Source organism: Saccharopolyspora pogona (assembly GCF_014697215.1).
Lineage (GTDB): Bacteria > Actinomycetota > Actinomycetes > Mycobacteriales > Pseudonocardiaceae > Saccharopolyspora > Saccharopolyspora hattusasensis.
Genome location: NZ_CP031142.1, coordinates 7,684,259 through 7,709,709, shown reverse-complemented (window position 1 = coordinate 7,709,709; position 25,451 = coordinate 7,684,259). Strand labels below are relative to the sequence as shown.

Genomic DNA, 25,451 nt, shown 5'->3' with positions numbered 1-25,451 from the left:
TTTACAACAACACAGCACACACATTGATGAATTCGTCGATCACAGTATGTGGTCAACGTGATGTTCCTGATCAGCGCCGAAGCACCATCATGCCTACTTACTCGCACCCGAAAAACCTTGGCGGGCAGCCAGTTTCAGCTGGTCAACAAGGCAGCCAGCGGACTCGCCGGGAACCCGGGCGGAACTTCCCCCAGCCCTCTGACCGAAAAAATCATTCGTAGCTCCAACATCTACCTATCGAGCGACAAAAGCGCATCCAGACATTGCCACGACGACCACGATCAGTGTTCACGACTTTCCCCATCCGTCACCGCCCCGGCAAGAATAATCTCCACCGGCGACGAATTCGCTGGTCAGCAAACCAAATCCGAGAACCGGAGGAGATCATTTCGTTGAGGTAGTGTTCTGCCACCGACACTCGGCGACGAAGAATCCGGTGCGGCCGCGATCATCCCTGACATCGATCGCAGGCTCCGGACTCCGGTGTCGACGACCGCACCGGCCACCGGCGAAAACCCGGCCGCGAGCAGCACCACCAGCCACCAAGACCTGCCGCGCACACCACAGACGGGCCCAGGCTGCCCACCACACGAACGCGCGGTCGGTGCAGACTTCGACCGTGCGGGAAAGGACTGCGTCGTGAGCAGCGGACTCGAAAACCCGGCCGCGAACGCAACCCGGGCGTCCACGTGGTCGCGCACCACACAAATGCTCACCGGGTGGATCACCAATTGGCGCAACTGGAAACTACCGGTCAAGATCACCGCCGTCGTACTCGTTCCGGTGATCTTCGCACTGGTGCTCGGCGTGCTGCAGATCCTCAGCCAGATCAACCAGGCCGACCAATACGCCAAGCTGGACCGGGTGGTCGCGGCCGGCAACGTCGTGCGCGCGGCAGTTGGCCAACTGCAGCAGGAACGCAGCAAGGCCGCGGAATTCCTGGTGCGCGGGCCGGTTTCCGCGCCGGAAGTGCAGGAACGCTACACCGCGACTGACCGGGCCCTGGACGAGATCCACCAGCGACTGCGGGCCGTCCCGGACAGCGATGCGGTCCGGTTCGCCCGGCAGGACACCGACCGGCAGCTCACCGGACTCGCTCCGATCCGCCAGCAGGTGCTGGGCGGCCACCCGGACCCCGGGGTGGTGATCAACACCTACACCGAGTTCGTCGGGGTGCTGCTTGCGCTCGACCGCACGCTGACCAGCCAGATCTCGTCGTCCCAACTGGTGTCCACCGCCATCAGCGCGCACGAGCTGGCGCAGATCAGCGAGGAGATGCAGCTCCAGCAGGCTCTGGTACTCGTGGGGCTGACCCGCGGCGACTTCACCACCGACAACCTGGCTCGGCTCGCGGCCAGCGAATCCCGCCGCACCTCCGCCGTCAAGGAATTCCGCGCGTCCGCCACGCCGCCACAGCGGATGCGCTACGACCAGCTCTACGCCAAGCCGGAGGTGCCGGCGCGGGAAACGTCGGTGCAGCTGGCGATGGTCGAACGCGACAACAGCAAGTCGCGGATCTCCACGCAGCTGATATCGCCCTCGGCGTGGAAGGACCAGTCCCGGACGGCGCTTGAAGCGCTCGACACGCTCCAAACGCACCTTGACCAGCAGCTGCACGACACCGCGTTCGCCTTGCAGGACACCTCCAGCAACATGGCCGGGCTGGAGTCGGTGATCCTGCTGTCGGCGCTGCTGATCGCGGGCGCGATCGTCGTGGTGGTCGCCAGGCACCTGCTCGGCTCCCTCGATATCCTGCGGCGCACCGCGCTGGACACGGCGAACCACCAGCTGCCGCAAGCTGTCGCCGACATCCGCGCCGGTCACGCCAGCCGATCCCCCGTCGACCAGGTGCCGGTTGAAAGCACTGACGAGATCGGCGAAGTGGCGAGGGCCTTTGACGACGTGCACACCCAAGCCGTCAACCTCGCCACCGAGCAGGCCGAACTCCGCCGCAGCTACAGCGATTCGTTCGTCAACGTGTCGCGACGCAGCCAGAGCCTGCTGGAACGGCAGCTCCGGCTGTTCGAGCATCTCGAACGCGACGAGGAAGACCCCGACCAGTTGGCGACGCTGTTCCAGCTGGACCACCTGGCCACCCGGATGCGCCGCAACAACGAGAACCTCATGGTGCTTTCCGGGGCTGACCCGGCGCGGCGGTTCTCGCAGCCGACGTCGCCCGCGGATCTGATCCGGGCCGCGGTGTCGGAGATCGAGCACTACCCGCGGGTGATCGTCCAGCCGCTGCCGGACGTCAAGATCGTCGGATACGCTGCCAGCGACCTGGTGCGGCTGCTGGCCGAACTCCTCGACAACGCGGCGAACTTCTCAGCCCCGGAAACCCAGGTCACGGTTTCCGGACATCGGCGCGGCGACGGATCGCTGGAAGTCTGCATCGTCGACCGCGGCATTGGCATGTCCCCGGACGAGCTGACCGCCGTCAACCAGCGGCTGGCCACCGACGAAGAGATCAAGCTGTCGACGTCCCGGCGCATGGGCCTGTTCGTCGTCGGCCGGCTCGCCAGCCGCCACGGAATCCGGGCCGAACTGCGCCCCGGACCCGAGGCGGTCGGGGTGCACGTCGCGGTCAGCCTCGGCCCCGAACTGCTGGTGGATGTGGCGGGCCCGGCACTGCCGGTCGCGGCCAACGGCATCGTGCCCAACGACCGCACCGCTGACACGCTGGTCGAGGAGTTCGACTGGGAGGCGGCCGAACACGACGCGTCCAGCCAGCGCCACCTCGTGCGCAATGGAATCCACCTGTTCCGTTCCCCTGCCAACGGGGCTCCGCCCGTGCCGCCAGGCGAACTGTCCAACACCCAGGAGATCGCCCGAGCGCCCGCGCAGATCCCCGAACAGCATAACGACGAGACGGCCCCGGCACCGATCTTCAACAACCTCGCCTCCGCGTGGTTCCAGGTGCCGTCGCAGGCCTCCCACACCGCCACCCGCCCCGCCATCCAATGGCCCGCTCCCCCACCAGCAGATGCTGGGAGGATGGGAACCTTCCTGCCACCAATGACAGGAAGGTTCCCTTCCTCCCAGCCCACGCGTAACGGTCACGGCGGCCAGAGCGTGTGGACCTTCGCGAACGACGAAGCTCGACAGCGGGCAGAGAAGGTTGCGGCCGCAGAACCCGCCGACTACACCACTGCGGGTCTTCCTCTGCGGGTCCCGCGAGCGAACCTGGTGGCCGGGAGCGCCGGAGCCGATCACAGCGAACGGGCACGGCCGCCCCGCGATCCGCATGTTGCCCGCGGCCGGTTGGCGAGCTTCCAGGCCGGCGTTCGGCGTGGCCGCCACAGGCAGCAGTCGGCCCCTCACAACGGCACCGCACCGGCAGGGGCGTCGCCGCAGGCGGTCCCAGAGCCGAGCACCAACAATGGCCCCGCCGCAGCACCCGAGCCGCTCATCGACCAAGAATCCGTCGACTACACCACTGCCGGGCTGCCCCGGCGAACCCCAAGAGCCCAACTGGTGCCGGGAACGGCTACCGATCCAGCTGTGACGCCGCGCCGCGATGCGGACCTGATGCGTGGGCGGCTGGCCAGTTTCCAACGCGGAGTCCGCGAAGGCAAGCACAGCCTCCGCGACGCGCGCTCAGCCGACTAACGCCGGTGACAACCCGAATCAGTGGAGAGGACAGGAGGGCCGATGAACGCCCAAAACTCCCAACCGAACCAATTCGGCTGGCTGGTCACGGACTTCACCGAGAGAGTTCCAGGCGTGGCGCACGCCGTGGTCGTCTCAGCAGACGGGCTGCTGCTGACGGCATCCGCGAGACTGCCCACCGACCGGGCCGACCAACTCGCGGCGGTCGCTTCAGGGCTGCTCAGCCTCACCCAAGGCGCGGCGCGATGCTTCGAAGCCGGGGCCGTGAACGAAACCGTGGTTGAAATGGAACGCGGCCTCATGCTGCAGATGGCGATCAGCGACGGCTCGTGCCTGACGGTGCTGGCCGCGCCGCACTGCGACATGGGCCTGATCGCCTACGAAATGGCTTTGCTGGTGGAACGAGTCGGCCAGATCCTGACCCCCGAACTGCGCTCCCAACTGCAGGGAACGAATCGGGTGATGACCGGCCAGTCGGTGTGAGGACGGCATGAGCACAGGTCCGGACTCGTCCGGGCGACACCGCTGGGATGACCGAGAGTCACCCGAAGCTGACGCCATGGCCGAGGTCTTCAACCGGTTCACCCTCGACAGCGGCCGCCGCGGGCGTCGCCGCAAACGGGCTCGCGACGAGCCCGAACCGCAGGAATCGGCACCGCCGACGCCGGAGCCGCCCTGGCCGTCGTCCGAACCGGTCGACCCCCCGGCCCTGGCCGCGACTCGTGAGCAAGCGAACCGCCAGGAGTCCGAAGCTGCAGCCACCTACATCCGGCCATACACCTGGACGGGTGGGCGCACCCGGTCGAATCACCGGCTGGAGCTGGAAACCCTGGTGTCCACCAGCGAATCGGGTCCACCGGGGAGGCTACAAAGGCTCGAACACCACTCGGTCGCCGAGCTGTGCCAGCATCCGCGTTCGGTGGCGGAAATCGCTGCGCTGCTCAACGTTCCGCTCGGCGTGGCGAAGGTCCTGCTCGGCGACATGGCCGACCTCGGCCTGATCACGGTGCACCGAACAGTGAGCGAAAACGGCAGCAAACGGCACTTGCTGTTGATGGGAAGGGTTCTTAGTGGGCTTCGCCGGCTCTGAACGTCCGAGCGGATCTCATGGAGCAGCTCGCGAACCGCAGACGCCCGCTCGACTCGATACCTGAGGTTGGCAGACATGACACCTGAAACGCGATCCCGTCCCGCGCAAACCGGTGGTCGGTCCACGACCGCAATCTCGGCGAAGATCGTCGTCGCGGGTGGCTTCGGAGTCGGCAAAACCACATTCGTCGGTTCCGTGTCGGAGATCGTTCCGCTGACCACTGAGGCCGTCATGACCGAAGCCAGCAAAGGCATCGACGACCTGCACGCCACCCCGAACAAGAACACCACGACGGTGGCCATGGACTTCGGCAGGTTGTCGCTGGATTCCGATCTGATCCTCTACCTTTTCGGAACCCCCGGCCAGCAGCGCTTCTGGTTCATGTGGGACGACTTGGTCCGGGGCGCGATCGGCGCCGTGGTGCTCGTCGACACCCGGCGCCTTGCGGACTGCTTCTCAGCCATCGACTTCTTCGAAGACCGCCGACTGCCCTACATCGTAGGGCTCAACTGCTTCGACGGAACCCTGCTCCACCGCGTCGAAGAGGTCCGGGAAGCCATCGCGATTCCAGCCGACGTCCCGATCGTCACCTGCGACGCCCGAAACCGCGAATCCACCAAGCAAGCACTGATCCGGCTGGTCGAGTACGCCATGCACTGGTGGCTGCGCCGCACCGCCTAGTCGGGTGAAGCAAGGGAACCTTACGGTCATCCCAGAGCCTGTTGCAAAATTACGCCCACCACGGACCGTGATCGATCGATCACGGCTGAGATGGCCACTGGCGGACAAACGGCGGCGATCGAGACTGATTTGGTACTTCGGTTCAGCCGTTTTCGCCGAAAACGCAACAGGCTCCCCAGGCAGGAAAAGTCCCCTACCGCACTCCTACCTGTCACCTGGTAGCTGGCCGTTCGGCCACGTGAATGGGCTTTGCTGCTGGAACCGTGCGTCGTCGGCTGTTTCAGCGGCCTTGTCCTGTTCGCTGCCCAAGGTGACATCAACGGGCCGTTGGTTGCCGCCCGCGGAGTCCACGACGGTGAGGGTGACCTTCGAGCCAGGCGCGTGGGCGCTGACCTGGGCAACCAGGTCCGAGAAGCTGCTGACCGCCCGGTTGTCGACCTTGACGATCGTCTCCCCTGCCTTGAGGCCTGCACGGTCTGCGGCGGAACCGGGCACGACCGAGTTGATGGTCTCTGCTCCCGACTGGCTGTTGGTTCCGGTGACACCGAGTTGGGGCTTTGACGCCACGCCACCGCTGATTAGTTCGTTCGCGATGCGGCTCGCCGTGTCGATCGGGATCGCGAACCCCAGTCCGATGTTTCCCGAGGAGCTGCTGTTGGAAACGATGCTGGTGTTGATGCCGATCACCTGGCCGTCCACGTTCACCAGTGGGCCGCCCGAGTTGCCCGAGTTGATCGACGCATCAGTCTGGATGCCGTTGTAGATGACGGGCTGGCCGTCCTACCCCTGTACTTCGACGGTTCGGTTCAGCGCGCTGACGATCCCCGAGGTAACCGTTCCCTCTAGCCCCAGTGGCGAGCCGATGGCGACGACGGGCTGCCCAACCGTCAGCTCTGAGGACTTGCCGAGTTCCACTGGGGTGAGCCCACTCGCCCCGTTGAGCTTGATAACCGCCAGGTCGTATGAGGGCGAGGTGCCAACGACGTTTGCGCTTCTCGTCGTCCCGTCGGGCAGGGTCACGGTGATCTCGCCACCAGAACCGATCACGTGGTTGTTGGTCAGCACGTATCCGTCCGGGGTCAACACCACGCCGGTTCCTTCCGAACCGCTTCGGCTGCCGCGAACAGTGATGTCGACCGTGCTCGACGATGCTTTACCAGCCGCGTACTGCACGGTGCCGGTCTGAGCGTTGATCTGGGTGCCGGTAACAGGGTCATGCTGCGAAAGCACGGGGCTGGAGCCACCACCATCATTGATGATCATTCCGCCACCGACCCCGATACCTCCCCCGATCACTCCGGCGATCAGCGCAGCCACGACCACGCCTTTCCAACGTCGGGGCTCCGCGGTCCCGGGATTGGCCGGGTAGGTACTCGAGGTGCCCGGCAGCGGTCCGGCTGCAGGGCCGAATGATTCGGTAGGAGCGGTTTCCTGCCCCGGTGTGTGCTGCATGCCATCTCTGTACTCCGGCGCTCCGCCGGAACCAGCTGCTGTCATGGCACCAACAGTGCCGCGCAAATCTGAGAACTACCTTTGTGCCAGCTGTTGACTTCGTCGGAAACCAACCCGTTGGCCGGGCACCGAACGGCTAGGAGCATGGGAACCTTCCTTTCATCGGATGGCAGGAAAGTTCCCATGCTCGCGCCCTAGCAGCCCGCTGCTCAAAAAAGGGTGCCCGACACAGTTCCGAATCTGGGCAAATCAGCGAAGCTATCGACTTGGCATGCTGGATAGTGCTTGGCATGCGTACAACGGTCACCAAAAGCTCAGTCATGCCGTGCACCGATCGACGGGTGCTTCGCGTCGTCGAGCTGGAGAATCTCGGGATCTCTCAGTCGACGTCGTATCGTCAGGCTCGCCCCGGCGGGCCCTGGACGCGGCTCGCTCCTGGCGTCCTGCTCATCGCGCCAGGACCACCGACGATCAAAGATCGCATCAACGCGGCGCTACTACGTGCCGGGCCCGGGGCGATGATCACGGGCCTGCACGCCGCACGGCTGCTCGGGTTGAGAACTCCCCCGGAAGAGGCAGACATTCACGTGCTGATCCCGCACCGCCGCAAGGTCCAGAGCTACCCCGGAACGAACTTCGAACGGACAACCCGACTACCGAAACCAATTCATGTCAACGGTATTCCGCTCGCCCCTCCGGTGCGGGCAGTCATGGACGGTGCCCGTACTTGGCAGACCTGGACCGTGACGGAAAGCCTGCTGTTCGAGGCGATTCAGCAGGAGAATCTCTGCCGGTTCGAGGACCTCGTCGCCGAGATGGAGCTCGGCAGCAGGCGAGGAACAGCAGTGCCACGTGCAATTCTCCGCACGTTCAAGGACTCACCAACGCCGTTCCGGGGTGTCCAGTCACGTAGCGCGCCACCAGCGGCTCTGCGTGAACGGAACGCGGCCTGAGGGTCCATGGCATTTGGTCCGGAGCTGGTACTCGACGGGTTTCCGGGGCAGCATGCCAGGCATCGACCGCGTCGTGGGAGGTGCTGTGGCAAGCGCTGGACAACCACCAACTCTGGTCACTGCCCGCCGGCTCGTCGCAATGGCCGACCAGCCGCACGTGGATGCGGGTCGGCCCGCTCTGGCGATCCTGGGCAAATGGATCGTCGGCGTCGGTGATCTCGGTGACCTGCGCCGCCGCATGCCCGAAGCCGAGCTGGTGGACTTCGGAGACGCGACGATCGTTCCGGGGTTCAACGGCGCTCACCAGCATCCGACGATGACGGCTGCGAACCAGCGGGGCGTCGACGGGTCGGCGGCGAGATCTCGTGCTGCTTTGCTTGATGAGCTCAGGGGCGGCGCCCGCGACACGCCTCCCGGGCAGTGGGTGCTCGGGACTCGCTACGAGCACGGAAAGTCGACTGGTGGCAAGCCGCTGACCCGCGCGGACCTCAACGAGGTCACCTATACCCACATCCGGTGCTTCTGATCAACATCGGTGCCCATTGGGGTGTGCTGAACTCGGTAGGGCTCGCCGCAGCGGGTTTGTCCGATGAGAGCGCCGCGCCGCCCGGTGGCGAGCTCACCAGAGACGCTGCAGGCCACGTCAACGGGGTGGTGCACGAGCAGGCGCTGTTCGAACTGGCTTATCCGTCTCTCTCCTACGGGCGCCCGGTGCTCCTAGTTCAGGACGGTGAAACGGCACTGGCACAGCTGAAGAGCACGCTTCGAGAGCTCAATGCCGCGGGAATAACAAGTGTCGGCGACTCGATGGTCGGCCCGGCCGAGCTGACGTTGTTGCAGGAGGCGCACCAACGCGGTGAGCTCACCGCGCGAGTCAACGCGCTCCTGACCTATCGGCATGTAGACACGTTCCGCGCGGCTGGGCTGCGCACTGGTTTCGGCGACCACTGGCTTCGAATAGGCGGTGTCAAAGCGTTCGCGGACGGAGCCGTCGCAGGCGGAACCCGCCTGGTCGAGGAGCCGTTCGAAGGCACCGATGATCACGGGATCCAAACACTGCGCACCGACGAACTCAACGACTTGGCGCTTCGCGTGCATGCTGCCGGATCCCGGCTCTCGATCCACGCCAACGGCGACCGGGCGATCAAGCTTGTCCTCGACACCCTTGAACGGGCCAGAGCAGCACATCCGGTGATCAGGACAGCACATCGGCTTGAGCACGGCAGCATGGTGAACACGGAGATTCTGGCGCGGATGAAAGCCTTGGACGCCATTGCTCTTCCGTTCGGTAGCTATGTTGCGTTCCACGGTGACAAGCTCCTCGACTACTACGGCGCGGACCGGCTGGAGCGGATGTTCGCCCACCGAAGCCTGCTGGATGCGGGCGTTTCAGTGGCCGGGTCGAGCGATTTACCCTGCGGCCCCTTCGAACCTCGCCAGTTGCGTCACAATCGCTGTGGTGGTTGTTGGGGCCATTCGTGCTTTATGTGCTGGCCCTCCCGCTATACAACAGGATCGAGCCCGTTTTTCTGGGCTTGCCGTTCTTCATTTTCTGGACGTTTTTGGCGACGTTGCTGACCCCGGCGTGCATCTGGCTTGCCGCTCGCAAAGATCCGTTGTGGCGAAGTAATCGGGATCGTCGGCGGGGTGACGGCGAATGAGTACTAGCGCTGCGGTTTCAGTCGGAATTTTCGCCGTGTTCATGCTGGCGGCGGTCGCATTGGGCCTCCTTTCGCTACGGGGCCGGGACCGCGCGAATCTCGCCGAATGGTCGATCGGGGGCCGGAGCCTCGGCGTCGTGTTGATCTTCGTGCTGATGGCGGGCGAAACCTACACGAGCTTCAGCTACCTCGGCGCGGCCGGCTGGTCCTACAACTACGGGATGCCGGTGTTCTACCTGCTGGCATACCTGGCGATCGGTTTCGCCGTCGGCTACGTCATCGGGCCGATCCTGTGGCATTACGCCCACCGGAACAAGCTGCACAACATCACCGACATAACCGCATACCGGTTCGATTCGCCGTGGTTCGGGGACGCGGTGGCGATACTCACCACTGTTCATCATCTTCTCGGGTCTGCGCGGTAGTGCCTGGGTGTCCATCCTCAAGGACAGCCTGGTGATCATCACGTTGCTGGTCGTTTTCATCTACGTTCCGGTGGACTATTTCGGCGGCCTCGGCCCGATGCTGGATCGGCTCGTTACGGAACGCCCCGAATGGCTCGTACTGCCAGGTCAAGGCAAGGAGTCCCTGGGCATGCTGTGGTTCGCCACAACGGGTCTTCTCAACGGTGTCGTCTACACGATCTTTCCGACCACTGTGGCCGGTTACCTGGGGGCGAAGAATCCGGGTGTGCTTCGCCGCAACGCGATCATCATGCTTTTCTACCAGGTGTTGTTGTTCGTTCCGATCCTCTTGGCCTTGGCCGCGTTGTTCGTGGTTCCTGGGCTTGAGGATTCCAACCTGGCGATGTTCAAGCTCGTCGTCGACTCGATGCCGGCTTGGCTGGTCGGCCTCGTCGGGGTCGCCGGGGCGTTGTCATCGATCGTTCCGATGGCGGTCTTCATGCTCGTGATCGGCACGATGTGGGGGCGGTCCGTCCTCGGCGTGCATCCCCGAACGGCACCACATCAGAAGCAGTTGTCCCAACTGGTCACCTTCCTCGTCGGGCTGGTGGCGTTGGTGTTCACCTTCATCTCGCCGAGCACCCTGGTGCAGTTGTCAGTCCTCTCCTACCAAGGCCTGGCACAACTCCTTCCGGTAGTGCTGATCAGCTTGCTCTGGAAACGCATGTCGACCGCGGGCGCTGCCTCCGGGCTCGCAGCCGGAGTGATCGTTGTCGCCGTGCTCGTCGTCACCGGCAACGACCCCTGGCTTGGGATCAACGTCGGATTGCTCGGGCTCGCGGTCAACATCTTGGTCAACCTTGCGGTGACTCTCGCGCGCCCCGCTACCGCACCACCGGAACGACTCGCCATGGATGAACTATCCGAAGCAGTACCACCGCGGGCGTGACTATCGAGAGCAAGGGAACCTTCCGACCAGCTGGCAGGAAGGTTCCTTTGCTCTCATCGACGGGTCATTCGGCGTTGGGAGCTGATTCGGAAACCCCGAACCGACCGCTGGTGCTCGGGTTGCCACCGATGTCGACGGGTCCGGATGGCACTGGCTTGGCTGTGGGATACCACCGTTTGGCGATCTCCCAAGAAGCGTCGATCAGGGCACCCGCGTGCGCGAACGAATACGGCGAGAGGCCCACCACCGATGGGGCGGGCACCACGTAGAGCTCGCAGCGCGCCGCGTTCAACTGCATATCAAGCCGCGCGGCAGACACCATCGCTGCCCCGAGCGCTGCGCCGTTCACTCCGCCGACCGACCTCGGCGGCGTCTTCGGCGGTGGCCAGGTCGCGATCGAACCGATCCCGCGCCTGCGCCGGTTGAATTCGAACGGTTCAGCGCCGCCGCACGGCAGCACGAAAACACGCTCCGCCCCGCGCTCAACAGCGCGGCTGATGGGCATGAACGCCGCCGGGCCACCGTCCACCAGCCAACGGTCCCTAACCTTCACCGGCGGGAACATCCCAGGAATCGAGCACGACGCGACCAGCGGAGGAAGCGCCGGACCGCTTTCGAAATACACCGGCTCACCGGTGTCCAGATCGGTTGCGGTCACGGTCACCGGGATCTGCGCGTCCTCCAACCGGCGAAACGGCAGGTTGTTGTGCAGCCAGCGCGCCAACCCGTGGTTGCCCATCACGTGGTTCGACAAGCCGAGTTTCCCCGCGAATATCCGCGTGGGTTGGATCGGGAAGACATCCGTGCGCCGCATCGACATCCAGAGCTCGCGGAGTTTTGCCGCCCCACGAGGCGTCGGGTCGCCGGCAAACCATGCTGCGTTCAGCGAGCCAGCGGAGGTCCCGACGAGCAAGTCGGGTTCGACACCGGCCTCGAACAATGCCGTAACGAGGCCGGCCTGGATCGCCCCGAAGGTGGAGCCACCCGGCAAGACCCAAGCCGTACGCATCAGCAATGTCCCTTCTGCGTTAGTCCTGTCCCGAGGCTAGTCGCGAACACCGGCGGCACACGTCAGGCGTCGCCGGGATCACCTCGACGACGCTGCCGCTTCACCTCGCCGCGCCGCTTTTTACCAGCGAGACGGCGCTGCTGCGATCCCTTGGTCGGCTTGGTGCGGCGCCGTTTGGGGGCGGGTGGAGCGACGGACTCGGCTAGCAGTTCTGCCAGCCGTTCCCGCGCCGCTTCGCGGTTTGCGAGCTGCGCGCGATACTCCGAGGCCGCAATCGTGATCACGCCATTGACGAGGCGGTGAGCGAGGCCCTCCATCGAACGTTGCCGTAGGAGTTCTGGGACCGACGCTGATCGAGCTAGATCGAACGAAAGTTCGACACGCGAGTCCGTCGTGTTAACACCCTGCCCACCAGGACCGGAGGATCGCGAGAAGCGTTCGGATAGCTCGGCCCCAGGAATGGTCCAGCGGCTGGTGACGGGCAGGTCTGCGGGCATACCAATCAGGATGCCTCACACCGTTTCCGCAGGGCTGCGACGGCACCACCCGCCGAAATCGAGGCCGGAATGCCTCGTCTGGCTAGCGGCTCCGGCTGTTGAAGCATGGGAACCTTCCTGTCATGGCAGTGACAGGAAGGTTCCCATGCTCTCGCTCCCAGCCGGGGGGTTACTGCGCTGGGCGCCAGCCGGCTACGCCGCCGGGGACCGGGGCGTCAGAGTCGTACGGAGTGCGTGTGAAGATGAACGTGTTCAGGTCCAGGTGTGTGGGAACACCGCTTTCGTCCCGGCCCACGCGCAGGATCTCTCCTGCGTAGTAGCCGTCCAGTCCGGTCCAGGTGCCATCCGGGTTGGACTGGAATCGTGAGGCTCGCCCGCGTCCCTGCCACGGCGAGAGGTCGAGCAGCCCATCGCGAAGAACCCGCAGCGCATATGGTGTCGGGCCCCAATACCACTGGCCGGTGAGTTCCAGGAGTTGCAGGTCCACGTCGCCGCGGGGCTCCCACGCGGCCGGGATCCGTGGCTCGTGTTCTGCTAGCAAATCCAGCAGATCGGTCGCCAACGCCCCTGTGACACCTGCTGTGGTGTTGGCCATGAAGATCACACCGGTGGATTCGGCGGGATCTGTCCAAACAGTCGCCAGGAAGCCGGGCATCGAGCCGGTTTGCCCGGCCAGTCGACGTCCGCGGTGCCGCATCAGCTGCAATCCGAGCCCGTAGCCGCCCCGCCATTCGGGGCCATCGTCGACCGACCCGGGCAACCGCATCTCGGCAACTGTGGCTGGGTGCAGCACCTCGCCGGTGTCGCCGCTCACGAAACGCGCCCAGCTGGCCATGTCTTCGAAGGTCGACCACAGCTGGCCGGCAGGGGCCATCGCCCCCGCATCCTCGGCCGGCTCAGGAAGGACCACGTCCGCCCACGGGTGCACGGCGAACCCCTCCGCGTGCGGCGCGACGGGGCTCAGCGTGGTCCGTTTCATGCCAAGCGGTTCGAGGATCTCGCGTTGCAGGACCTCGCCCCACGGAGCTCCGCGCAACCGGGATACGAGCTCGCCCAGCACCCCGAAACCGACGTTGGAGTAGTGGAAGCCGTGTCGAGGTGTCGGGCGCCGTGCGTGTTCGTCGATGGTGGACAGCAGTTCGTCGGCGCTGCCGCCCGGGGTTCGCTCCCACCACTGCCCAGCAGGTTCCGCAGTCAGCCCACTCGAATGCGACAGGATCTCGCCGATGCTTTGCTTTCCGATCGAGGTGCCCGGCACGTACTCGTCGAGCTTGTCGGTGAGGTCGAGGCGACTCTCGTCGCGCAGCCGCATTACCAGCACCGCGACGAAGGTTTTCGTGATCGAACCAACTCGGTACTGGGTGTCCGTTGTAGAGGGCCGACCGCCGACCTGTCCGCGGGTGTCCACCCAGATCGTCTCACCATCGCGGATCAGCCCCGCGATCAACGAGGGAACACGGTTTTCACTCTGCTCCACGGCCAGACGCCGCAACAGTGCGCGCTGAGTGGAGGGCAGCAGACTCGTCATGCCCCCATGCTTTCACTCCGCCAAATCGCGAGGGTGGAGCATTCGGCGTTCCCACGCCGTCAGACGGCCTGTTCATCGGCGAGTGACAGGAAGGTGCCCATGCTCTCGTGGAGCCGTCAGCGTCGACTGCGCCGGTTGACTCCTCGGGTGATTCCGGCCGTCTCTACAGGAAACCGCACCGGCAGTTTCCCTAGCATTACGAGGACCAGGATGAGCAGGACGAGCACGATCCATCCGGTCCACCCGAGAAGGCCCACTGATGCGTTGTCGACGGGATGTCCGGCCATGCTGAAGACCGTGCCCAAACCAGCCGCCGCATTGAGGAATCCGTGGGCGATCGTCGACGGCCAGACACTGCACGAAACGAGCCTGAGCCAGCCGAGCAACGCTCCCACCAGGGTGCAGAAGCACACCATCATGATGACCGCCACCACGATCGGGAGCGTCGGGTAGTTGTAGCCGAGGATCAGCACCGGCACGTGCCAGAGACCCCAGAGCACCCCGGTCGTGAGGAACGCGCCGGGCTGACCGAGGGGCAGCAGCGCCTGAGTGAGGTAGCCACGCCACCCCAGTTCTTCACCGAGCGCGGGAATGATCTGCAACCAGCCCAGTCCGAAGACCATTGCGATCTGGATGAGCGCGAGCATCCCGGGCGGCGTTTGCGGTGCCGAACCCACCACTGTGGGCCCGGCCCGTTCTGCGAGCCCGGAGAAACTTGTCCAGTCGGCTTGGTAGGCCCCCAGCAGATAGCCCACCAGCAGCGCGAGGGCCATGACCAACGGAGGCCCCACCCAGGCAATCAGGGCATAAGGCCACCACTTCTTGATGCCGCCGGGGTTTGTGATTCCCAGGCTGCGCAGCAATTTCGGTCGTGGGCTGATCCACTTGTTGACCACTAACGCCGCGACTGCGGGCATGAACATCATGACCGCGAGAAAGAGCGATGCCCAATTCCACGACAGTCCTTCGCCGGTCAGCCACAACGGCAAGGTCAACAGCCAAGCCGGCACATATGCAATTGCGACGAAACTGACAACGCCCCGGACATCGACCCGGTCATGCTCGGTGCTCACGTCGGCATTTTGCCAACCCTTGCTGAGTTCCTGCTGAGGGCCGCCCCTGCTGTGAGCATGGGAACCTTCCTGTCATCCCTGACAGGAAGGTTCCCATGCTCACACGTCCACCTGCAGAGCTGACCAATTCGGGAAGCAGGCGGGGACGTCCGGAGATGACCGTGATGTCGGTTCGCTGGCGCCGCCATGCGGGGGCGCGAAGCGGGCATCCGACGAGGCGCCCTTGTGGGCTGACAGTAGCGAAAAGCCGCGCGTCCGCGAGCCGGTCCTCTCATCCTGGCTCGGCATCGAAAAAGGTCCGTGCCCGCCGAACCAGCGGGCACGGACCTCATCTGCGTCAGATCCCTTACGGGGTGCCCGGCAGCGGTGCTGCCGGTAGGCCTTCGTGGACCTTCGTCATCGCAGCGAACCAGGTTCGGGCCGGCACCTTGCCGCCGTAGATGTTGCCGCCGTTCTTGCCGCACAGGTACGGGGGCGCGTCGCCACCGCCGTCGCAGATCCCTTGGGGGCTGTTCCCGTCGGCGTAGGTCAGGACCGCACCCGCCATCTGCGGGGTTGCCGCCAAGAACCCCGCGGACTGGTGGAGTTGGGTCGTCCCGGTCTTGCCGATCATGGGGCGGTTCCAGCCGACGCTCTGCGCTGCCGCGCGCGACGTGCCGTCGGTGTCGTCCTTGCTCATGCCCTGGGCCAGCGCCGCCGCGACCTGCGGGGACACGGCCTGCTCGCAGCCGGGTTCATTGAGCTGCACGGGGTTGCCGTGCCGGTCCTTGATCTCTTCGATCGGCGTCGGCGGGCAGTAGACGCCGTCGCTCATGATCGTTGCTGCGACGTTGGACAGTTCCAGCACGCTCGTCGGGGTGTAGCCGAGGGTGAATGCGCCGCGGTTGCCCTTCTTGATCGCGTCGGCCTGGGACGGGCCGTTCGAGCCGTCGGGCTTCAGGCCCTGGCCGCCGGTGTTGACGCCGGTCATCCCGTTCCGCAGCCCGAGGCGCGCGGCCATGTCAACGACGTTGTTGAGTCCGGCCCTCTCCTGCAACGCCACGAACGCCGTGTTCGGGGACGTGGCCAATGCCATCTGCAGCGTCCTCGGCCCCGGCTGCACCCCGTCGGCGTTCGAGACGGTGTACGGCGCGGTCCCGTTCTTGTACACGCGGGACGTGTAGGACGGCGGCACGTCGAGCGTGTCGTAGATGCTCATGCCTTGTTCGATCGCGGAGGCCGCCGTGAACACCTTGTAGATCGAGCCGGCACCGAAGGGCTGCACCCTGCTGACGATGTCGTAGGCCGTCTGGCCCTTGCTCGCGTCGTTGCCGTAGTCGCGGTTGGCGACCAGCGCCCGGACCTTGTGCTTGTCCTTGCCTGGTTCGACCATCGCCATCGCGTTCGCGATGCCCTCGGTCTGGGTAGGCACCTGCGCTTCGGCAGCGGCCTTGGCCGCGTCGGTGGCCTTGCGGTCGAGAGTGGTGCGAATTGTGTAGCCGCCGCTCTTCAGCTTGTCGCTGTCGATGCCGAGCCGGTCGAGGTAGTCGATGAGGTAGGTGCAGAAGAAACCGTCGGTGGCACCGTCGCCGACGCCGACGCAGCCGTTCGGCGGCCGCCCGAGAGGCGACATCACGCCGAGCGGCTCCTTCTTGGCGATTTCAGCGTCTTCCTTGGTGATGCGGATGTTGTTGTTTGGGTCCGCCATCAGGTCGATCACGAGGTTGCGCCGCTGCATCGCGTCTTGCGGGTTGCTGTTGGGGTTCAGCGAGCCCGGCTGGTTGACGATCGCGGCGAGCAGCGCGGCCTGGGCGATGGTCAGCTTGTCGGAGGTGGTGCCGAAGTAGGTCTGGGCCGCCGCACCGACGCCGAACGTCTGGTTGCCGAAAGGCACCACGTTGAGGTATCCGGTGAGGATTTCCTCCTTGGTCATGGTGTGTTCGAGTTCGACGGCGATCTTCGCCTCGCGGAGCTTTCGGGCGACCGTCGATTCCTTGGCCTTCTCGGCCTCCACCGTGTTGTTCGCCGCGACGTGCACGAGGTAGTTCTTCACGTACTGCTGGGTGATCGTGGATGCACCCTGCGCGGCCGAACCGCTGCTGACGTTGGTCGCCAGCGCACGCATGGTGCCGTGCCAGTCGACGCCGCCGTGGTCCCAGAAGCGCTTGTCCTCGACCGCGGTGATCGCGGCCTTCATGGTGTCCGAGATCTGGTCCGGCGGCGTTTCGATGCGGTAGTCCTTGAAGAAGTACGCGATCGGCGCGCCGTCCTTGTCCGTGACGGTGGTTACCTGCGGCATGTCCCGCCTCGCCAGGGAACCTGACATTCTGGACATGGCGTCGCTCGTCTGGTTGACCATCGCCCCGGCACCGGTCGCCATCGGCAGCAGCAACGCCGCTACCAGCACGCCGGCCAGGACGCACAACCCGAACATCTTCAACAGCACGCCGCTGCGCACGCCAGCCCCAATCACCAAGTGTCCAAACGACTTGACCACCGATCGCGGGGCGCAGTGCCCACCCAGGCCCCGTCTTGCCCGTCCACCGACTGGCCGACGAGCTTACCGCCGACCCGCACACGCGGAACCAGTCGACACCTGCTTCTCTTTGCTGTCAGTCGATTCGTTGATATCACATCCGCTGATCCCGGCGGCGCTGCACCAAATGGCCGAGTCCTGACCGACAACCCCACGGGTCCGGATCAGATCACTACACTTGGTGACCACCGGAGTCGATCACGCGGAGGAAAAATGACCGACCCGTTCCTGGATTCCCTGGCCACCGCGCTCGCCGGTCAGGTTGCCACCGCGCTGGGCAAAGCCGGAAGCCAGGCCCTGGTGAAGGTGCGCGAGCTCGTGCGCCGCAGGTCGCAGAACGATCCGGAGACGCAGGCCACGCTCGAAGCCGCCGAGCAGGAGTCCGCGGGCAAGCCGCAGATCAAAGCCCTGGCCGAACGACTGGACCAGGTTTGCGGAGAGGATGCCGCCTTCGCCGAGCAGCTGCGCGCCGAGGGCGCCGAAGTGCACAAAGCCATCTCCGCCGCCGACGACGGCGTGGTCAACGTGAACCACGGCGAGGTCAACAACCTGATTCAGGCGCGCGAGATCAAGGGCAACATCACATTCAGCTAGCGCGCCGATCCGACTCGTTCAACTCCGCCAGGTAATGGTTGTAGGCGGCGAGTTCCGGATCATCCCCAGCATCGACCGGCGGCGCCGGTGGCGGCACGAGCGGCCGCTTCCGGCGCATTACGGGCGGCGCCTCCTCGGTGACCTGCGGTCCGACCGCTTCTTCCTGAACTGCAGCTTCCGTTTCTGCATCGTCCCCGCGGTGAACCTCCATGCGCGTCAGGCGGATCCACAAGAAGATCGTGAACACGCCGAACAGCGGCCACTGCAGCGCGTAGCCGAGGTTCTGGAAGCTCCCCCCAGCTTCGTGCGCACGATCCCACTGCCACACGGCCAGGAAACCGGTGGCGACCGTGGCCACGACGAACAGCGCGTGCAGAAGCAGCCAACGCGGAGTCAACAGGCTGCGGTACACGTCCCGAATTCTAGGCGGTCCCGAGCAGGCGGGGCGGCCCGGCGTCGTCACAGCCCGTTCACACCCGCCTCGTGAATCACGATTCGGCGAGCTGAAATCACGCGGCACTTGTGTCCAAAAACACACAACAACCTCACCGGCTGGCGGCGGTAGCAAGGGAACCTTCCTGTCACCGCCCGCCGGCCAGTATCCGGCGCTTCTCAACCACCACTCGCGCACCGGATGACAGGAAGGTTCCCATGCTGCACGTTTCCGGCCTGTCCAAGGCACGCGGCAGGACCGGCTCTGCATTTGCGGTGAACGCCGACGGCAGCCGCTGGTGACAGGAAGGTTCCCTTGCTCTCAGCTCCGCCTGCGGCGGGCGGTCGTCAGGGGGATGCAGATGGTGATGAGGATCGCCGCGACCGCGAAGGTCGTCGGGTAGCCGGACAGGGTGACCAGGGCGCCGAAACCGATGGCGCCGAGGCCTTGGCCCGCGTCGTAGGCGATGTTCCACGCGGTGCTGGCGGGCCCGGACTCGGTTCGTTCGAACATCACGACCAGGGTGATGTTCTGCACCGCACCGAACCCGGCTCCGAAGGCGGCCGCGCCGAGCAGGGCGAGCGGGTCGGCTCCCCACGCCGCAACCGCGAGCAAGCCCGTGCCCAGGCCTGCCAGCAGCACGGCGGGGACCAGGACGCGGTGTTGGCCAAGCCGGTCGCCTAGCTGTCCTGCTGCCCACCGGCCCAGCATCGCGGATGCGCCGAAGGCCATCAGCGCGGCTGGGGCCACCGACCCGGCGACTGCCAGCGGCAGGAACGCCGTGAGCCCGCCAGCCGCCACCGCCGCAGCGGTCATGACGATCCAGGACGGCAGCAACGCGAGGGGGAACGCGGAGGTGCCCGAGCGCTGCGCGGGTTTGGCCCGCACCCGCGACATCCCCAGCACGGCAGCGGTGGCCGCCACGGGCAGGGCACCCGCGATCCAGAACAGCGGGCCGAATCCGATCTGCTGCGTCAACCACACGCCAGCGGGGAGGAACAGAACGTTTGGCAAGCCGACCGACAACCCGTAGAGCCCAGCCGCCCGGCCGCGTTGCGCAGCGGGCACGAGCTCGACCACCAGCGCTGCGCCGGTCACCGTGAGGAGGCCGAAGCCGACTCCTCGCATGCTGGAAACACCGAGCAGCAGCCACAGGTCGCTGGACAGCGCGTACAACGGGGTCGGCAAGCCGATCAGCATCGTGCCCGAGGCGAAAGCAACGCGGTGGTCGATGTGTTTGAGTAGCCACGGCATGCCGAGCTGGGTCAGAACTGTCACCAGCATGAAGACGGCGTTGGTCGCGCCGGCCGCAACCTCACCAGCACCGCCCGTTACCGCCCATAGCGGGAGGACCGGAAGTAGCAGCACGTATCCCGCAAAACCGCCGACGGTCGCTACCAGCAGATGCCGAAAAGACCGATGCTGCAACGCTGTTGTGTCCTTGACGCGGGGTTCTTCCGAGATTCGCACCAGTTCTTGATAGGCGTGCAGCCAACTTTTGTCCATCCGGCTCCAAGAGTCCGAGATGTCCACTCATGGCCGATTGTGGCTTTGGTCGTGATCGGTTTGGCTGGGGCCGTCACTGCGACGGCGAGGAGTTCTGCATGAACCGGATGCGCGTGCTGGCCCTGGCAGCCGTGGTCGCGGGGTCGGCAATCCCGCCTGCGGCGGCCACCGCTCCGCTGACGATGGCGGCCCCACCACCGTGCAGCGAAGAGCCGCGGGAGAACCCGATCAGCGAGTTCACCAGCTACGACGAACTCCTCGTCGAGCTCGATCGGATCGAGCGGGTCAGCGCGGGGCGGGTCGCGGTGGAGACCGTCGGTGAGTCGAACCGGGGCCGCGACATGTTCCTCGCGCGCGTCGGCACCGGCCCCAAGGTCGTGTTCGTCACCGCCGAAATCCACGGCAACGAGAAGACCGGACCGGACGCGGTGCTCGATCTGCTCGACTTCCTGGGCACCTCGGATTCCAGCCGGGCCAGGCAGATCCGCGAGAAGCTGACCGTGGTGGCGATGCCGAAGATCAATCCTGACGGGGCGGTACTGGACCGACGCGGCAACGACATGACGTGGCAGGAGGTGCAGAAGCGCTTCCCGCAGCTGGCCACCGCACCGCCGGCGTGGAACTACTACACCGCGCCCCGGCAAGGCGATGACTACTCGCAGCGGCCCGGTTTCGACGTCAACCGGGACTACAACCCGAACCTCGACTACCAGCCGCAGCCGCAGGACTTCCCCGGCAGCGGCGATCGGCCGGGTTGGTTCATCAGCCCGGAGACCCAGGCGGTGCGCGACGTCTACCGCTCGCTACAAGCCGAGTTCGGCACGGTCGACACCTACATCGACCTGCACCACCAGGGCGCCTGCTACACGGTTCCGGGCACGGACCGGTATGTGACCTTGAGTCTGTCCGGCAAGTTCGTCGCCGATGCCGCCACCCACGCGGGTGCCGAGTACGCCGAGTTCGCCGACACCTACCGTCCGGAGTACTCCAAACAGCTCAACGTGGCCGCATACAACGCGCTGCAGGCTGCGGCCAACCAGAACCCCGACTTCGGCAACATCACCCTCTACCCGCAGGACATCAACCTGCCGGGCACCGGACTCGGCGCGTTCCAGCTCAACGGCAGCGGCGCGGTGCTGTTCGAGGTTCGCGGCCAGACCCAGACCCTCGGCGAGCAGCATCGCGGGATGCTGACCCGAGCGGTCTACATCGGACTCGAAGGGATCCTCTCGTCGGTCGCCAGCGGCCAGGTCGACCACCTCGACCCCGCCGCCTACGACCGGATTCCGCCGACCGACCGCGGGCAGCAGACCATGACGGCCACCACCGACATCGAACCCTGACCAATCGATCAGCCGTGAGCGGCGCTCGTCGACTGCATCCGCGCATCGCGAGCGCCGCTCGTCTTACGGACACCATGGAAAAGACCTGGTCGCGGTAGGTTGCCTGGGCGGTAGGTAACAGGAAGGTTCCCATGCTCACATCAGCTCCCCGAGGGGACTGGGGTTCGGGCGCTGCTGATCGCTAGTTGGGTGCATTCCGCTGCCGCTAGGGCCACGGCCGCGAGTGCGAAGGTGATGGTGCTGAAGGCGGATACCGCTGCAGCGCCGCTGGTTGGCGCCAGATCCAGGTAGACCGTGCCGAAAACAGCGACTCCCACCGCCCCGCCGATCTGCAGGATTGTGTTGAACAGTCCACTCACGTCAGGCGCGTGGCGGGTTTCGAGATGTTCGTCACGTGGTCGAGCGTGGCGCTGAACGCCGCTCCATACCCCAACCCACCGAGGCCGAGCAGGGCGATCAGCAGGACCCCGTCGGACGTGGCGGGCCACCACCCGCAAGCGCCAATCCCGTGGCGAGCAGCAGGCTTCCGATCGGTGCCACCGGTCTCCGGAGGTGGGCGGGCAGTCGGCTGAGCAGCGGACCCGACACTCCGAAGTCCGTCACCCAAGACACCAGGACCCGAGTAGGTGGCGCCCTCACCGCGTCCCTGCTGAAGGCCTGATGCGGACAGGTCATCGCGGATCGACGGCGCGGCGATGTTGACGATGGCTATGTCCACATTGCCGAGAACAATCCCGCCCAGCAGCGCGGCGAGCTGCCAGTTGGACCCGCGCACCTGTGGTGCCGGTCCGATCATCGAACCCCTCTTCACCACGACCAGGCTTCTTGCCTGACATGAGTGAATCGGAGGACGAGGACCGATGCTGGCGAGCTTCGGACGTGGCAATCAGGCTCAGCGCCGCGGGATTCAGGACCCCAGTTCGTCGAGCGCCGCCTGCGCCGCGGCGAGTTCCGCGCGCAGTTGCTCGACGCGGGCGCGCTGCTGTTCGCGGGCGGCGTCGACCAGCGGTTCCACGGCTGCCGCGACGTCGTCGTGCAGCGCCTTCGCGGCTTGGGCGACGGCGTTCGCGGCGACCGGTGTCGGGCGCACCACGCGCTTCTTGCCGGTGCTGACCTCGACGCTCCACTGACCGTCCTGGTCGGCTGTCAGCGTCACCGTCGCTCCGCCGATCGGCTTCGCCTGCCGCGGCTTGCGGCGTGCCGCCGCGTCCCCGGCCGGCTTCGCCGACGCCGAGGCACCCGCGGGAGCCGAGACCGCAGCGGCGCGGGGCTTTGCCGGAGCAGCTGGTTTCGCCTGCTCCGCAGTCGGCTTCGCCCGTTCCACCGGTGGCTTCGCCGGTGGAGCGTCGGCCGTCCGCGGCTTCGCCGCGGGTTTCGCCGGTGGCTCGGGTGGTGCCGCTTTCTTGCGAGGTGGTTTGACCTTCGTGACCTCGGTGGCCGAGAAGGACAGCACGTCCTTCGATCCGGCCGGGCGGACCTGGATGAAGTCGCCTTCAGCTGGTTCGCCGAGCGCGACGACCTTGCCGGATCGGCCTTCCGGGACGCCTACGGCCGAACCGGTGAACCACACCGTCGGGGTGGTTCCAGCGCTCAGTTCTTCGCGAAGTTCGCGGAGTTCGTCGGACGACAGCGGTGACATCGCCGCCCCTTGCTCAAGGGTGAGCCCCGGTCGGGGCTGCTAGACAGTGACGCCACCACTATATCGAACGCCCGTGCGAAGCTTCAACGGGATTGGCGGACCGTCGTCTCGTAGTCGGCCAGGTCCGCTTTCCGGGTGACTCGATCATGAACACCACGGAGTTGTGGCCGAGCCCGGTGTTGGGCCCAGCAGGAAGAACAGGTTCGGGAAACCGGAGACGGTCATGCCGAGGTAGGCCTCCATGCCGTTGTGCCAGGCGTCCTGCAGCTTGCGTCCGTCGCGGCCGACGACGCTCAGGTGGTCGAACGCGTCGGTGACGCGGAAGCCGGTGTCGTAGATGATCGCGTCGACAGGGTGCTCCTGTCCGTCGCCAGTCAGCACGGATCGCGGCCTGACCTCGGCCACCCCAGTGGTCACCACGTCCACATTGGACATGTTCAGCGCCGGGTAGTCGCCGGAGAGCAGGATCCGCTTGCAGCCCATGGCGTAGTCCGGCGTCACCGCGGCGCGCAGCTTCGGGTCTTTGACGGCCTTGCGGATGTAGCGCTTGGTCAACTGCTCGACGATCTTGCCGAGGCGGCGGTCGAACACCGTGAAGTAGCGCGCTTCCAGCACCCAGTACAGCGCCGCGTGGGCAGCCCGCTGGACCAGTGGAGCGTTGCAGAAAAGGCGCTGCACCGACTCCGGGATGGGCCGGTCCGGTTTTGGCTGGACCCACGACCCTGCTGGTTAATTCCTGATCATGCTGCGAGGGCGAGTTCGAGGCGGGCGAGGTGGCTGGTGCGGGTTCGGTCGAGTGGGTGGCCGTTCCACCAGGCATCAAGGCGGATCAGGTTGAGTGCGGCGGCGGAGTAGACGTGTTCGAGATGGGTCTTGGCCAGACCCCGGGTAGCGGGTGCGGCGTAGTCCGGTGACGGCCGTTGCCTGGCGGATCGTGCCTTTGACGCCCGCGCGTAGCGCGTAGTCCCTGCGCCAGTCCTTGGTCTGCTGCTCGGCGCGGGCGCTACGCAGGGCCTCGGTCATCTCCCTGGGATGTAAGGAGATCTGGCGACGGCCGTTTTTCGCGGTGGTGCACCGTGTCCGGACCGGGCAGGGACCGCAGACGGCCTTGGAGAACGTGACCACCGTCCGTGCAGACCCGTATTGGACACAAGGGGTCCACGACGAGCTGGTCTGCCCGGCTGGGCAGGGCACCTGCTGGGCCTGCCAGTCGATGGTGACATCCGATGCGGCGAAACCCTGTTCGGCTCTGGCCTGACGGGAGTGATCAAGCAGCACGGGGGTGATCAGGGCGATGCCGAAGGCATCCAGGGACCCCACGATCAGTTCGGCGGAGGGGTAGCCGGAATCGAGGTAGTGCTCGTCGGGGAGCAGGTCCCGTTTCCTCAGGGCTTGGTGGATCGGTGGGAGCATCGCGCTGTCGGGGACGGTGGCGTCGGTCGTGGCGACGTTCGTGATCAGATTCGGCCTCGGTGCCGCACCCGGGCGGTGACCGGGCGCGGTGGCCGCGCCCGCGGACTCAGGAGCCCGGCAGGTCTCACTGATGTGCACCTTGTAACCGTTCCAGAAGGTGTCCCGTTTGACTCCCCAGCGGGCGTCGGTGTCATACGGCGAGGTCAAGCGCCATCTGCCGGGCGGGAGACCGTCTGTGTCCGTTTCCCGCCGCTTGACCACCTCCCGCCCGTTTCTGGCCACGGTGCGGGTGTAGTTCTGCACCAGCACGACCCGCAGGACCTCCACCGCGGGAAGTTCACGAAGCCAGTTCGGCGACGCGGGCGCGTAGAGGGCTGTCAGCAGAGTGAATCCGTCCTTGCCGTAAGCCAGGGCGAGCTCGTCCTTCTTGGTCTGCGAGGCCGGCAGGCGCCAGGTGTCGATCCGCTGCTGGTAGCGCCGACTCCAGCCCGGCACGTCCAGCACCTCGGCCACCCAGTCCGGGGCCGCGGCGGACACCGACTCCAGACAGGCCCGCACCGCCTCGCCCGCCAACTCCAGCCGATTCATATCCCGCACCGCGGCGATCACGTGCGTGGAGTCCGTACGCTGCTTACCACCAGCGGCGATCAAGCCTTTGTCCCGCAACGCCGCCAGCAGGAGGTCCAGGACCTTCTCCTCCAACCCGTGCTCGACCACGCGGGTACGGAACTCACTGAGCACTGTGTGGTCGAAACCGGCATCGGTCAGCTCCAGCCCCAAGGCGTACTTCCAGGCCAGGTTGGTGCGCACCTCATCGGCGGCCTGCCGGTCGGTCAGGTTCTCCGCCTTCTGCAGCACCGTGATCATGGCCAGCAGACCCGGTGAGAAGCCGGGCTTACCCCGAATCCCGAACGCCGCGGCGAACTCCGCGTCCGAGAACAGCTCACCGAGCTGATCCCGGACCCGCACGGCAAGGGGCAGCTCACGTCGCCCGCTGTACATCGCCCGGATCGCGGCGGCGATCTCCGGGACCGGCTTCGGCCAAGGCCGCGGCTGCACCGACACCACGAACTCCATCCTGCGGACAGACACCACAAGACTG

At 65.9% G+C, this 25,451-nt stretch carries 25 protein-coding genes and 1 pseudogene; 13 read left to right on the top strand and 13 right to left on the bottom strand.

Features of this window, described 5'->3' with window-relative positions; translation table 11 throughout:
- Window positions 1–57: 57 nt before the first annotated feature.
- From DL519_RS36345 to DL519_RS36325, 5 genes are all read left to right on the top strand, one after another.
- Window positions 58–396: a hypothetical protein gene (locus tag DL519_RS36345; RefSeq protein WP_190821581.1), complete on the top strand. Its 339-nt coding sequence runs from the start codon at window positions 58–60 to the stop codon at window positions 394–396.
- Window positions 397–639: 243 nt separating this feature from the next.
- Entirely contained in the window at window positions 640–3,609 is a 2,970-nt protein-coding gene (locus DL519_RS36340; protein WP_190821579.1) for a sensor histidine kinase, read from the top strand.
- 42 nt (window positions 3,610–3,651) lie between these two features.
- Window positions 3,652–4,092 carry a roadblock/LC7 domain-containing protein gene (locus tag DL519_RS36335; protein WP_168585148.1) on the top strand — a complete coding sequence of 147 codons (441 nt, stop codon included), beginning with the start codon at window positions 3,652–3,654 and terminating at the stop codon, window positions 4,090–4,092.
- A 7-nt stretch (window positions 4,093–4,099) separates the two neighbouring features.
- Window positions 4,100–4,699, top strand: coding sequence for a DUF742 domain-containing protein (locus DL519_RS36330; protein ID WP_223839968.1), 600 nt, complete (start codon window positions 4,100–4,102; stop codon window positions 4,697–4,699).
- 75 nt (window positions 4,700–4,774) lie between these two features.
- Window positions 4,775–5,380: a GTP-binding protein gene (locus DL519_RS36325; RefSeq protein WP_190821575.1), complete on the top strand. Its 606-nt coding sequence runs from the start codon at window positions 4,775–4,777 to the stop codon at window positions 5,378–5,380.
- 204 nt (window positions 5,381–5,584) lie between these two features.
- Here DL519_RS36325 and DL519_RS36320 read toward each other — a convergent pair whose 3' ends face one another.
- Both DL519_RS36320 and DL519_RS36315 read right to left on the bottom strand, forming a co-directional pair.
- Window positions 5,585–5,947 (bottom strand): PDZ domain-containing protein, encoded by a 363-nt coding sequence (locus DL519_RS36320; RefSeq protein ID WP_223840426.1) that lies wholly within the window; start codon window positions 5,945–5,947, stop codon window positions 5,585–5,587.
- A gap of 45 nt (window positions 5,948–5,992) precedes the next feature.
- Window positions 5,993–6,643: pseudogene (locus DL519_RS36315) on the bottom strand (S1C family serine protease); the annotation flags it as partial.
- 479 nt (window positions 6,644–7,122) lie between these two features.
- Here DL519_RS36315 and DL519_RS36310 point away from each other — a divergent pair.
- The 6 genes from DL519_RS36310 (at window position 7,123) to DL519_RS36295 (ending at window position 10,799) form a co-directional block, all read left to right on the top strand.
- Window positions 7,123–7,785: a hypothetical protein gene (locus tag DL519_RS36310; protein ID WP_223839967.1), complete on the top strand. Its 663-nt coding sequence runs from the start codon at window positions 7,123–7,125 to the stop codon at window positions 7,783–7,785.
- 85 nt (window positions 7,786–7,870) lie between these two features.
- Window positions 7,871–8,311, top strand: a complete 441-nt coding sequence (locus DL519_RS49190; RefSeq protein WP_263399758.1) for an amidohydrolase family protein — start codon at window positions 7,871–7,873, stop codon at window positions 8,309–8,311.
- Window positions 8,302–9,363, top strand: a complete 1,062-nt coding sequence (locus DL519_RS36305; RefSeq protein ID WP_263399757.1) for an amidohydrolase — start codon at window positions 8,302–8,304, stop codon at window positions 9,361–9,363. Before DL519_RS49190 ends, DL519_RS36305 begins: the two co-directional genes overlap by 10 nt.
- The gene (locus DL519_RS36300) at window positions 9,300–9,446 is read left to right on the top strand and encodes a DUF3311 domain-containing protein (RefSeq protein WP_223840425.1); all 147 of its coding nucleotides are present in this window, start codon (window positions 9,300–9,302) and stop codon (window positions 9,444–9,446) included. Before DL519_RS36305 ends, DL519_RS36300 begins: the two co-directional genes overlap by 64 nt.
- Window positions 9,443–9,871: an SLC5/6 family protein gene (locus tag DL519_RS47725; protein ID WP_223839966.1), complete on the top strand. Its 429-nt coding sequence runs from the start codon at window positions 9,443–9,445 to the stop codon at window positions 9,869–9,871. The genes DL519_RS36300 and DL519_RS47725 overlap by 4 nt, the downstream gene beginning before the upstream one ends.
- Before the next feature lie 7 nt (window positions 9,872–9,878).
- A complete protein-coding gene (locus DL519_RS36295) occupies window positions 9,879–10,799 on the top strand; it encodes an SLC5/6 family protein (protein ID WP_263399756.1) in 921 nt (306 codons plus the stop codon).
- Window positions 10,800–10,863: 64 nt separating this feature from the next.
- On the opposite strand, the gene DL519_RS36290 is transcribed toward DL519_RS36295, so the two are convergent.
- From DL519_RS36290 to DL519_RS36270, 5 genes are all read right to left on the bottom strand, one after another.
- A complete protein-coding gene (locus tag DL519_RS36290; protein WP_190821568.1) occupies window positions 10,864–11,808 on the bottom strand; it encodes a patatin-like phospholipase family protein in 945 nt (314 codons plus the stop codon).
- 62 nt (window positions 11,809–11,870) lie between these two features.
- Window positions 11,871–12,305, bottom strand: coding sequence for an alternative ribosome rescue aminoacyl-tRNA hydrolase ArfB (gene arfB / locus DL519_RS36285; RefSeq protein WP_190821566.1), 435 nt, complete (start codon window positions 12,303–12,305; stop codon window positions 11,871–11,873).
- Window positions 12,306–12,474: 169 nt separating this feature from the next.
- Entirely contained in the window at window positions 12,475–13,833 is a 1,359-nt protein-coding gene (locus DL519_RS36280) for a serine hydrolase domain-containing protein (RefSeq protein ID WP_190821564.1), read from the bottom strand.
- Between the two features lie 116 nt (window positions 13,834–13,949).
- A complete protein-coding gene (locus DL519_RS36275; RefSeq protein ID WP_190821561.1) occupies window positions 13,950–14,906 on the bottom strand; it encodes a CPBP family intramembrane glutamic endopeptidase in 957 nt (318 codons plus the stop codon).
- A 346-nt stretch (window positions 14,907–15,252) separates the two neighbouring features.
- On the bottom strand, window positions 15,253–17,319 hold the full coding sequence (locus DL519_RS36270; protein ID WP_223840423.1) for a transglycosylase domain-containing protein: 2,067 nt from the start codon (window positions 17,317–17,319) through the stop codon (window positions 15,253–15,255).
- 315 nt (window positions 17,320–17,634) lie between these two features.
- On the opposite strand from DL519_RS36270, the gene DL519_RS36265 reads away from it, so the two are divergent.
- Window positions 17,635–18,015: a hypothetical protein gene (locus DL519_RS36265; protein WP_190821560.1), complete on the top strand. Its 381-nt coding sequence runs from the start codon at window positions 17,635–17,637 to the stop codon at window positions 18,013–18,015.
- Here the strand turns inward: DL519_RS36265 and DL519_RS36260 are convergent.
- Window positions 18,008–18,427: a hypothetical protein gene (locus tag DL519_RS36260; protein WP_190821558.1), complete on the bottom strand. Its 420-nt coding sequence runs from the start codon at window positions 18,425–18,427 to the stop codon at window positions 18,008–18,010. The genes DL519_RS36265 and DL519_RS36260 overlap by 8 nt on opposite strands.
- Window positions 18,428–18,769: 342 nt before the next feature.
- On the bottom strand, window positions 18,770–19,954 hold the full coding sequence (locus tag DL519_RS36255) for an MFS transporter (RefSeq protein WP_190821556.1): 1,185 nt from the start codon (window positions 19,952–19,954) through the stop codon (window positions 18,770–18,772).
- A gap of 98 nt (window positions 19,955–20,052) precedes the next feature.
- On the opposite strand from DL519_RS36255, the gene DL519_RS36250 reads away from it, so the two are divergent.
- Entirely contained in the window at window positions 20,053–21,297 is a 1,245-nt protein-coding gene (locus tag DL519_RS36250; protein WP_190821555.1) for a M14 family zinc carboxypeptidase, read from the top strand.
- Window positions 21,298–21,652: 355 nt separating this feature from the next.
- Here DL519_RS36250 and DL519_RS36245 read toward each other — a convergent pair whose 3' ends face one another.
- The 4 genes from DL519_RS36245 to DL519_RS36230 all read right to left on the bottom strand — a co-directional run bounded on the left by DL519_RS36245 (window position 21,653) and on the right by DL519_RS36230 (window position 25,441).
- Complete coding sequence (locus tag DL519_RS36245; RefSeq protein WP_190821553.1) at window positions 21,653–22,093, bottom strand: hypothetical protein; 441 nt, start codon at window positions 22,091–22,093, stop codon at window positions 21,653–21,655.
- Between the two features lie 111 nt (window positions 22,094–22,204).
- The gene (locus tag DL519_RS36240) at window positions 22,205–22,936 is read right to left on the bottom strand and encodes a DUF6319 family protein (RefSeq protein ID WP_190821551.1); all 732 of its coding nucleotides are present in this window, start codon (window positions 22,934–22,936) and stop codon (window positions 22,205–22,207) included.
- Between the two features lie 144 nt (window positions 22,937–23,080).
- The gene (locus tag DL519_RS36235; protein WP_223839964.1) at window positions 23,081–23,614 is read right to left on the bottom strand and encodes an NAD(P)/FAD-dependent oxidoreductase; all 534 of its coding nucleotides are present in this window, start codon (window positions 23,612–23,614) and stop codon (window positions 23,081–23,083) included.
- Between the two features lie 141 nt (window positions 23,615–23,755).
- Window positions 23,756–25,441: an IS1182 family transposase gene (locus tag DL519_RS36230; protein ID WP_223839963.1), complete on the bottom strand. Its 1,686-nt coding sequence runs from the start codon at window positions 25,439–25,441 to the stop codon at window positions 23,756–23,758.
- Window positions 25,442–25,451: the final 10 nt, after the last annotated feature.

Excerpts from the sequence above, each read along its gene's own strand:
- DL519_RS47725 (WP_223839966.1), top strand. The coding sequence starts at position 9,443 with ATGAGTACTAGCGCTGCGGTTTCAGTCGGAATTTTCGCCGTGTTCATG.
- DL519_RS36240 (WP_190821551.1), bottom strand. The coding sequence starts at position 22,936 with ATGTCACCGCTGTCGTCCGACGAACTCCGCGAACTTCGCGAAGAACTG.
- DL519_RS36310 (WP_223839967.1), top strand. The coding sequence starts at position 7,123 with ATGCGTACAACGGTCACCAAAAGCTCAGTCATGCCGTGCACCGATCGA.
- DL519_RS36255 (WP_190821556.1), bottom strand. The coding sequence starts at position 19,954 with ATGGACAAAAGTTGGCTGCACGCCTATCAAGAACTGGTGCGAATCTCG.
- DL519_RS36325 (WP_190821575.1), top strand. The coding sequence starts at position 4,775 with ATGACACCTGAAACGCGATCCCGTCCCGCGCAAACCGGTGGTCGGTCC.
- DL519_RS36250 (WP_190821555.1), top strand. The coding sequence starts at position 20,053 with ATGAACCGGATGCGCGTGCTGGCCCTGGCAGCCGTGGTCGCGGGGTCG.
- DL519_RS36330 (WP_223839968.1), top strand. The coding sequence starts at position 4,100 with ATGAGCACAGGTCCGGACTCGTCCGGGCGACACCGCTGGGATGACCGA.
- arfB (WP_190821566.1), bottom strand. The coding sequence starts at position 12,305 with ATGCCCGCAGACCTGCCCGTCACCAGCCGCTGGACCATTCCTGGGGCC.
- DL519_RS36335 (WP_168585148.1), top strand. The coding sequence starts at position 3,652 with ATGAACGCCCAAAACTCCCAACCGAACCAATTCGGCTGGCTGGTCACG.
- DL519_RS36270 (WP_223840423.1), bottom strand. The coding sequence starts at position 17,319 with ATGTTCGGGTTGTGCGTCCTGGCCGGCGTGCTGGTAGCGGCGTTGCTG.
- DL519_RS36265 (WP_190821560.1), top strand. The coding sequence starts at position 17,635 with ATGACCGACCCGTTCCTGGATTCCCTGGCCACCGCGCTCGCCGGTCAG.
- DL519_RS36245 (WP_190821553.1), bottom strand. The coding sequence starts at position 22,093 with ATGATCGGACCGGCACCACAGGTGCGCGGGTCCAACTGGCAGCTCGCC.
- DL519_RS36290 (WP_190821568.1), bottom strand. The coding sequence starts at position 11,808 with ATGCGTACGGCTTGGGTCTTGCCGGGTGGCTCCACCTTCGGGGCGATC.
- DL519_RS36280 (WP_190821564.1), bottom strand. The coding sequence starts at position 13,833 with ATGACGAGTCTGCTGCCCTCCACTCAGCGCGCACTGTTGCGGCGTCTG.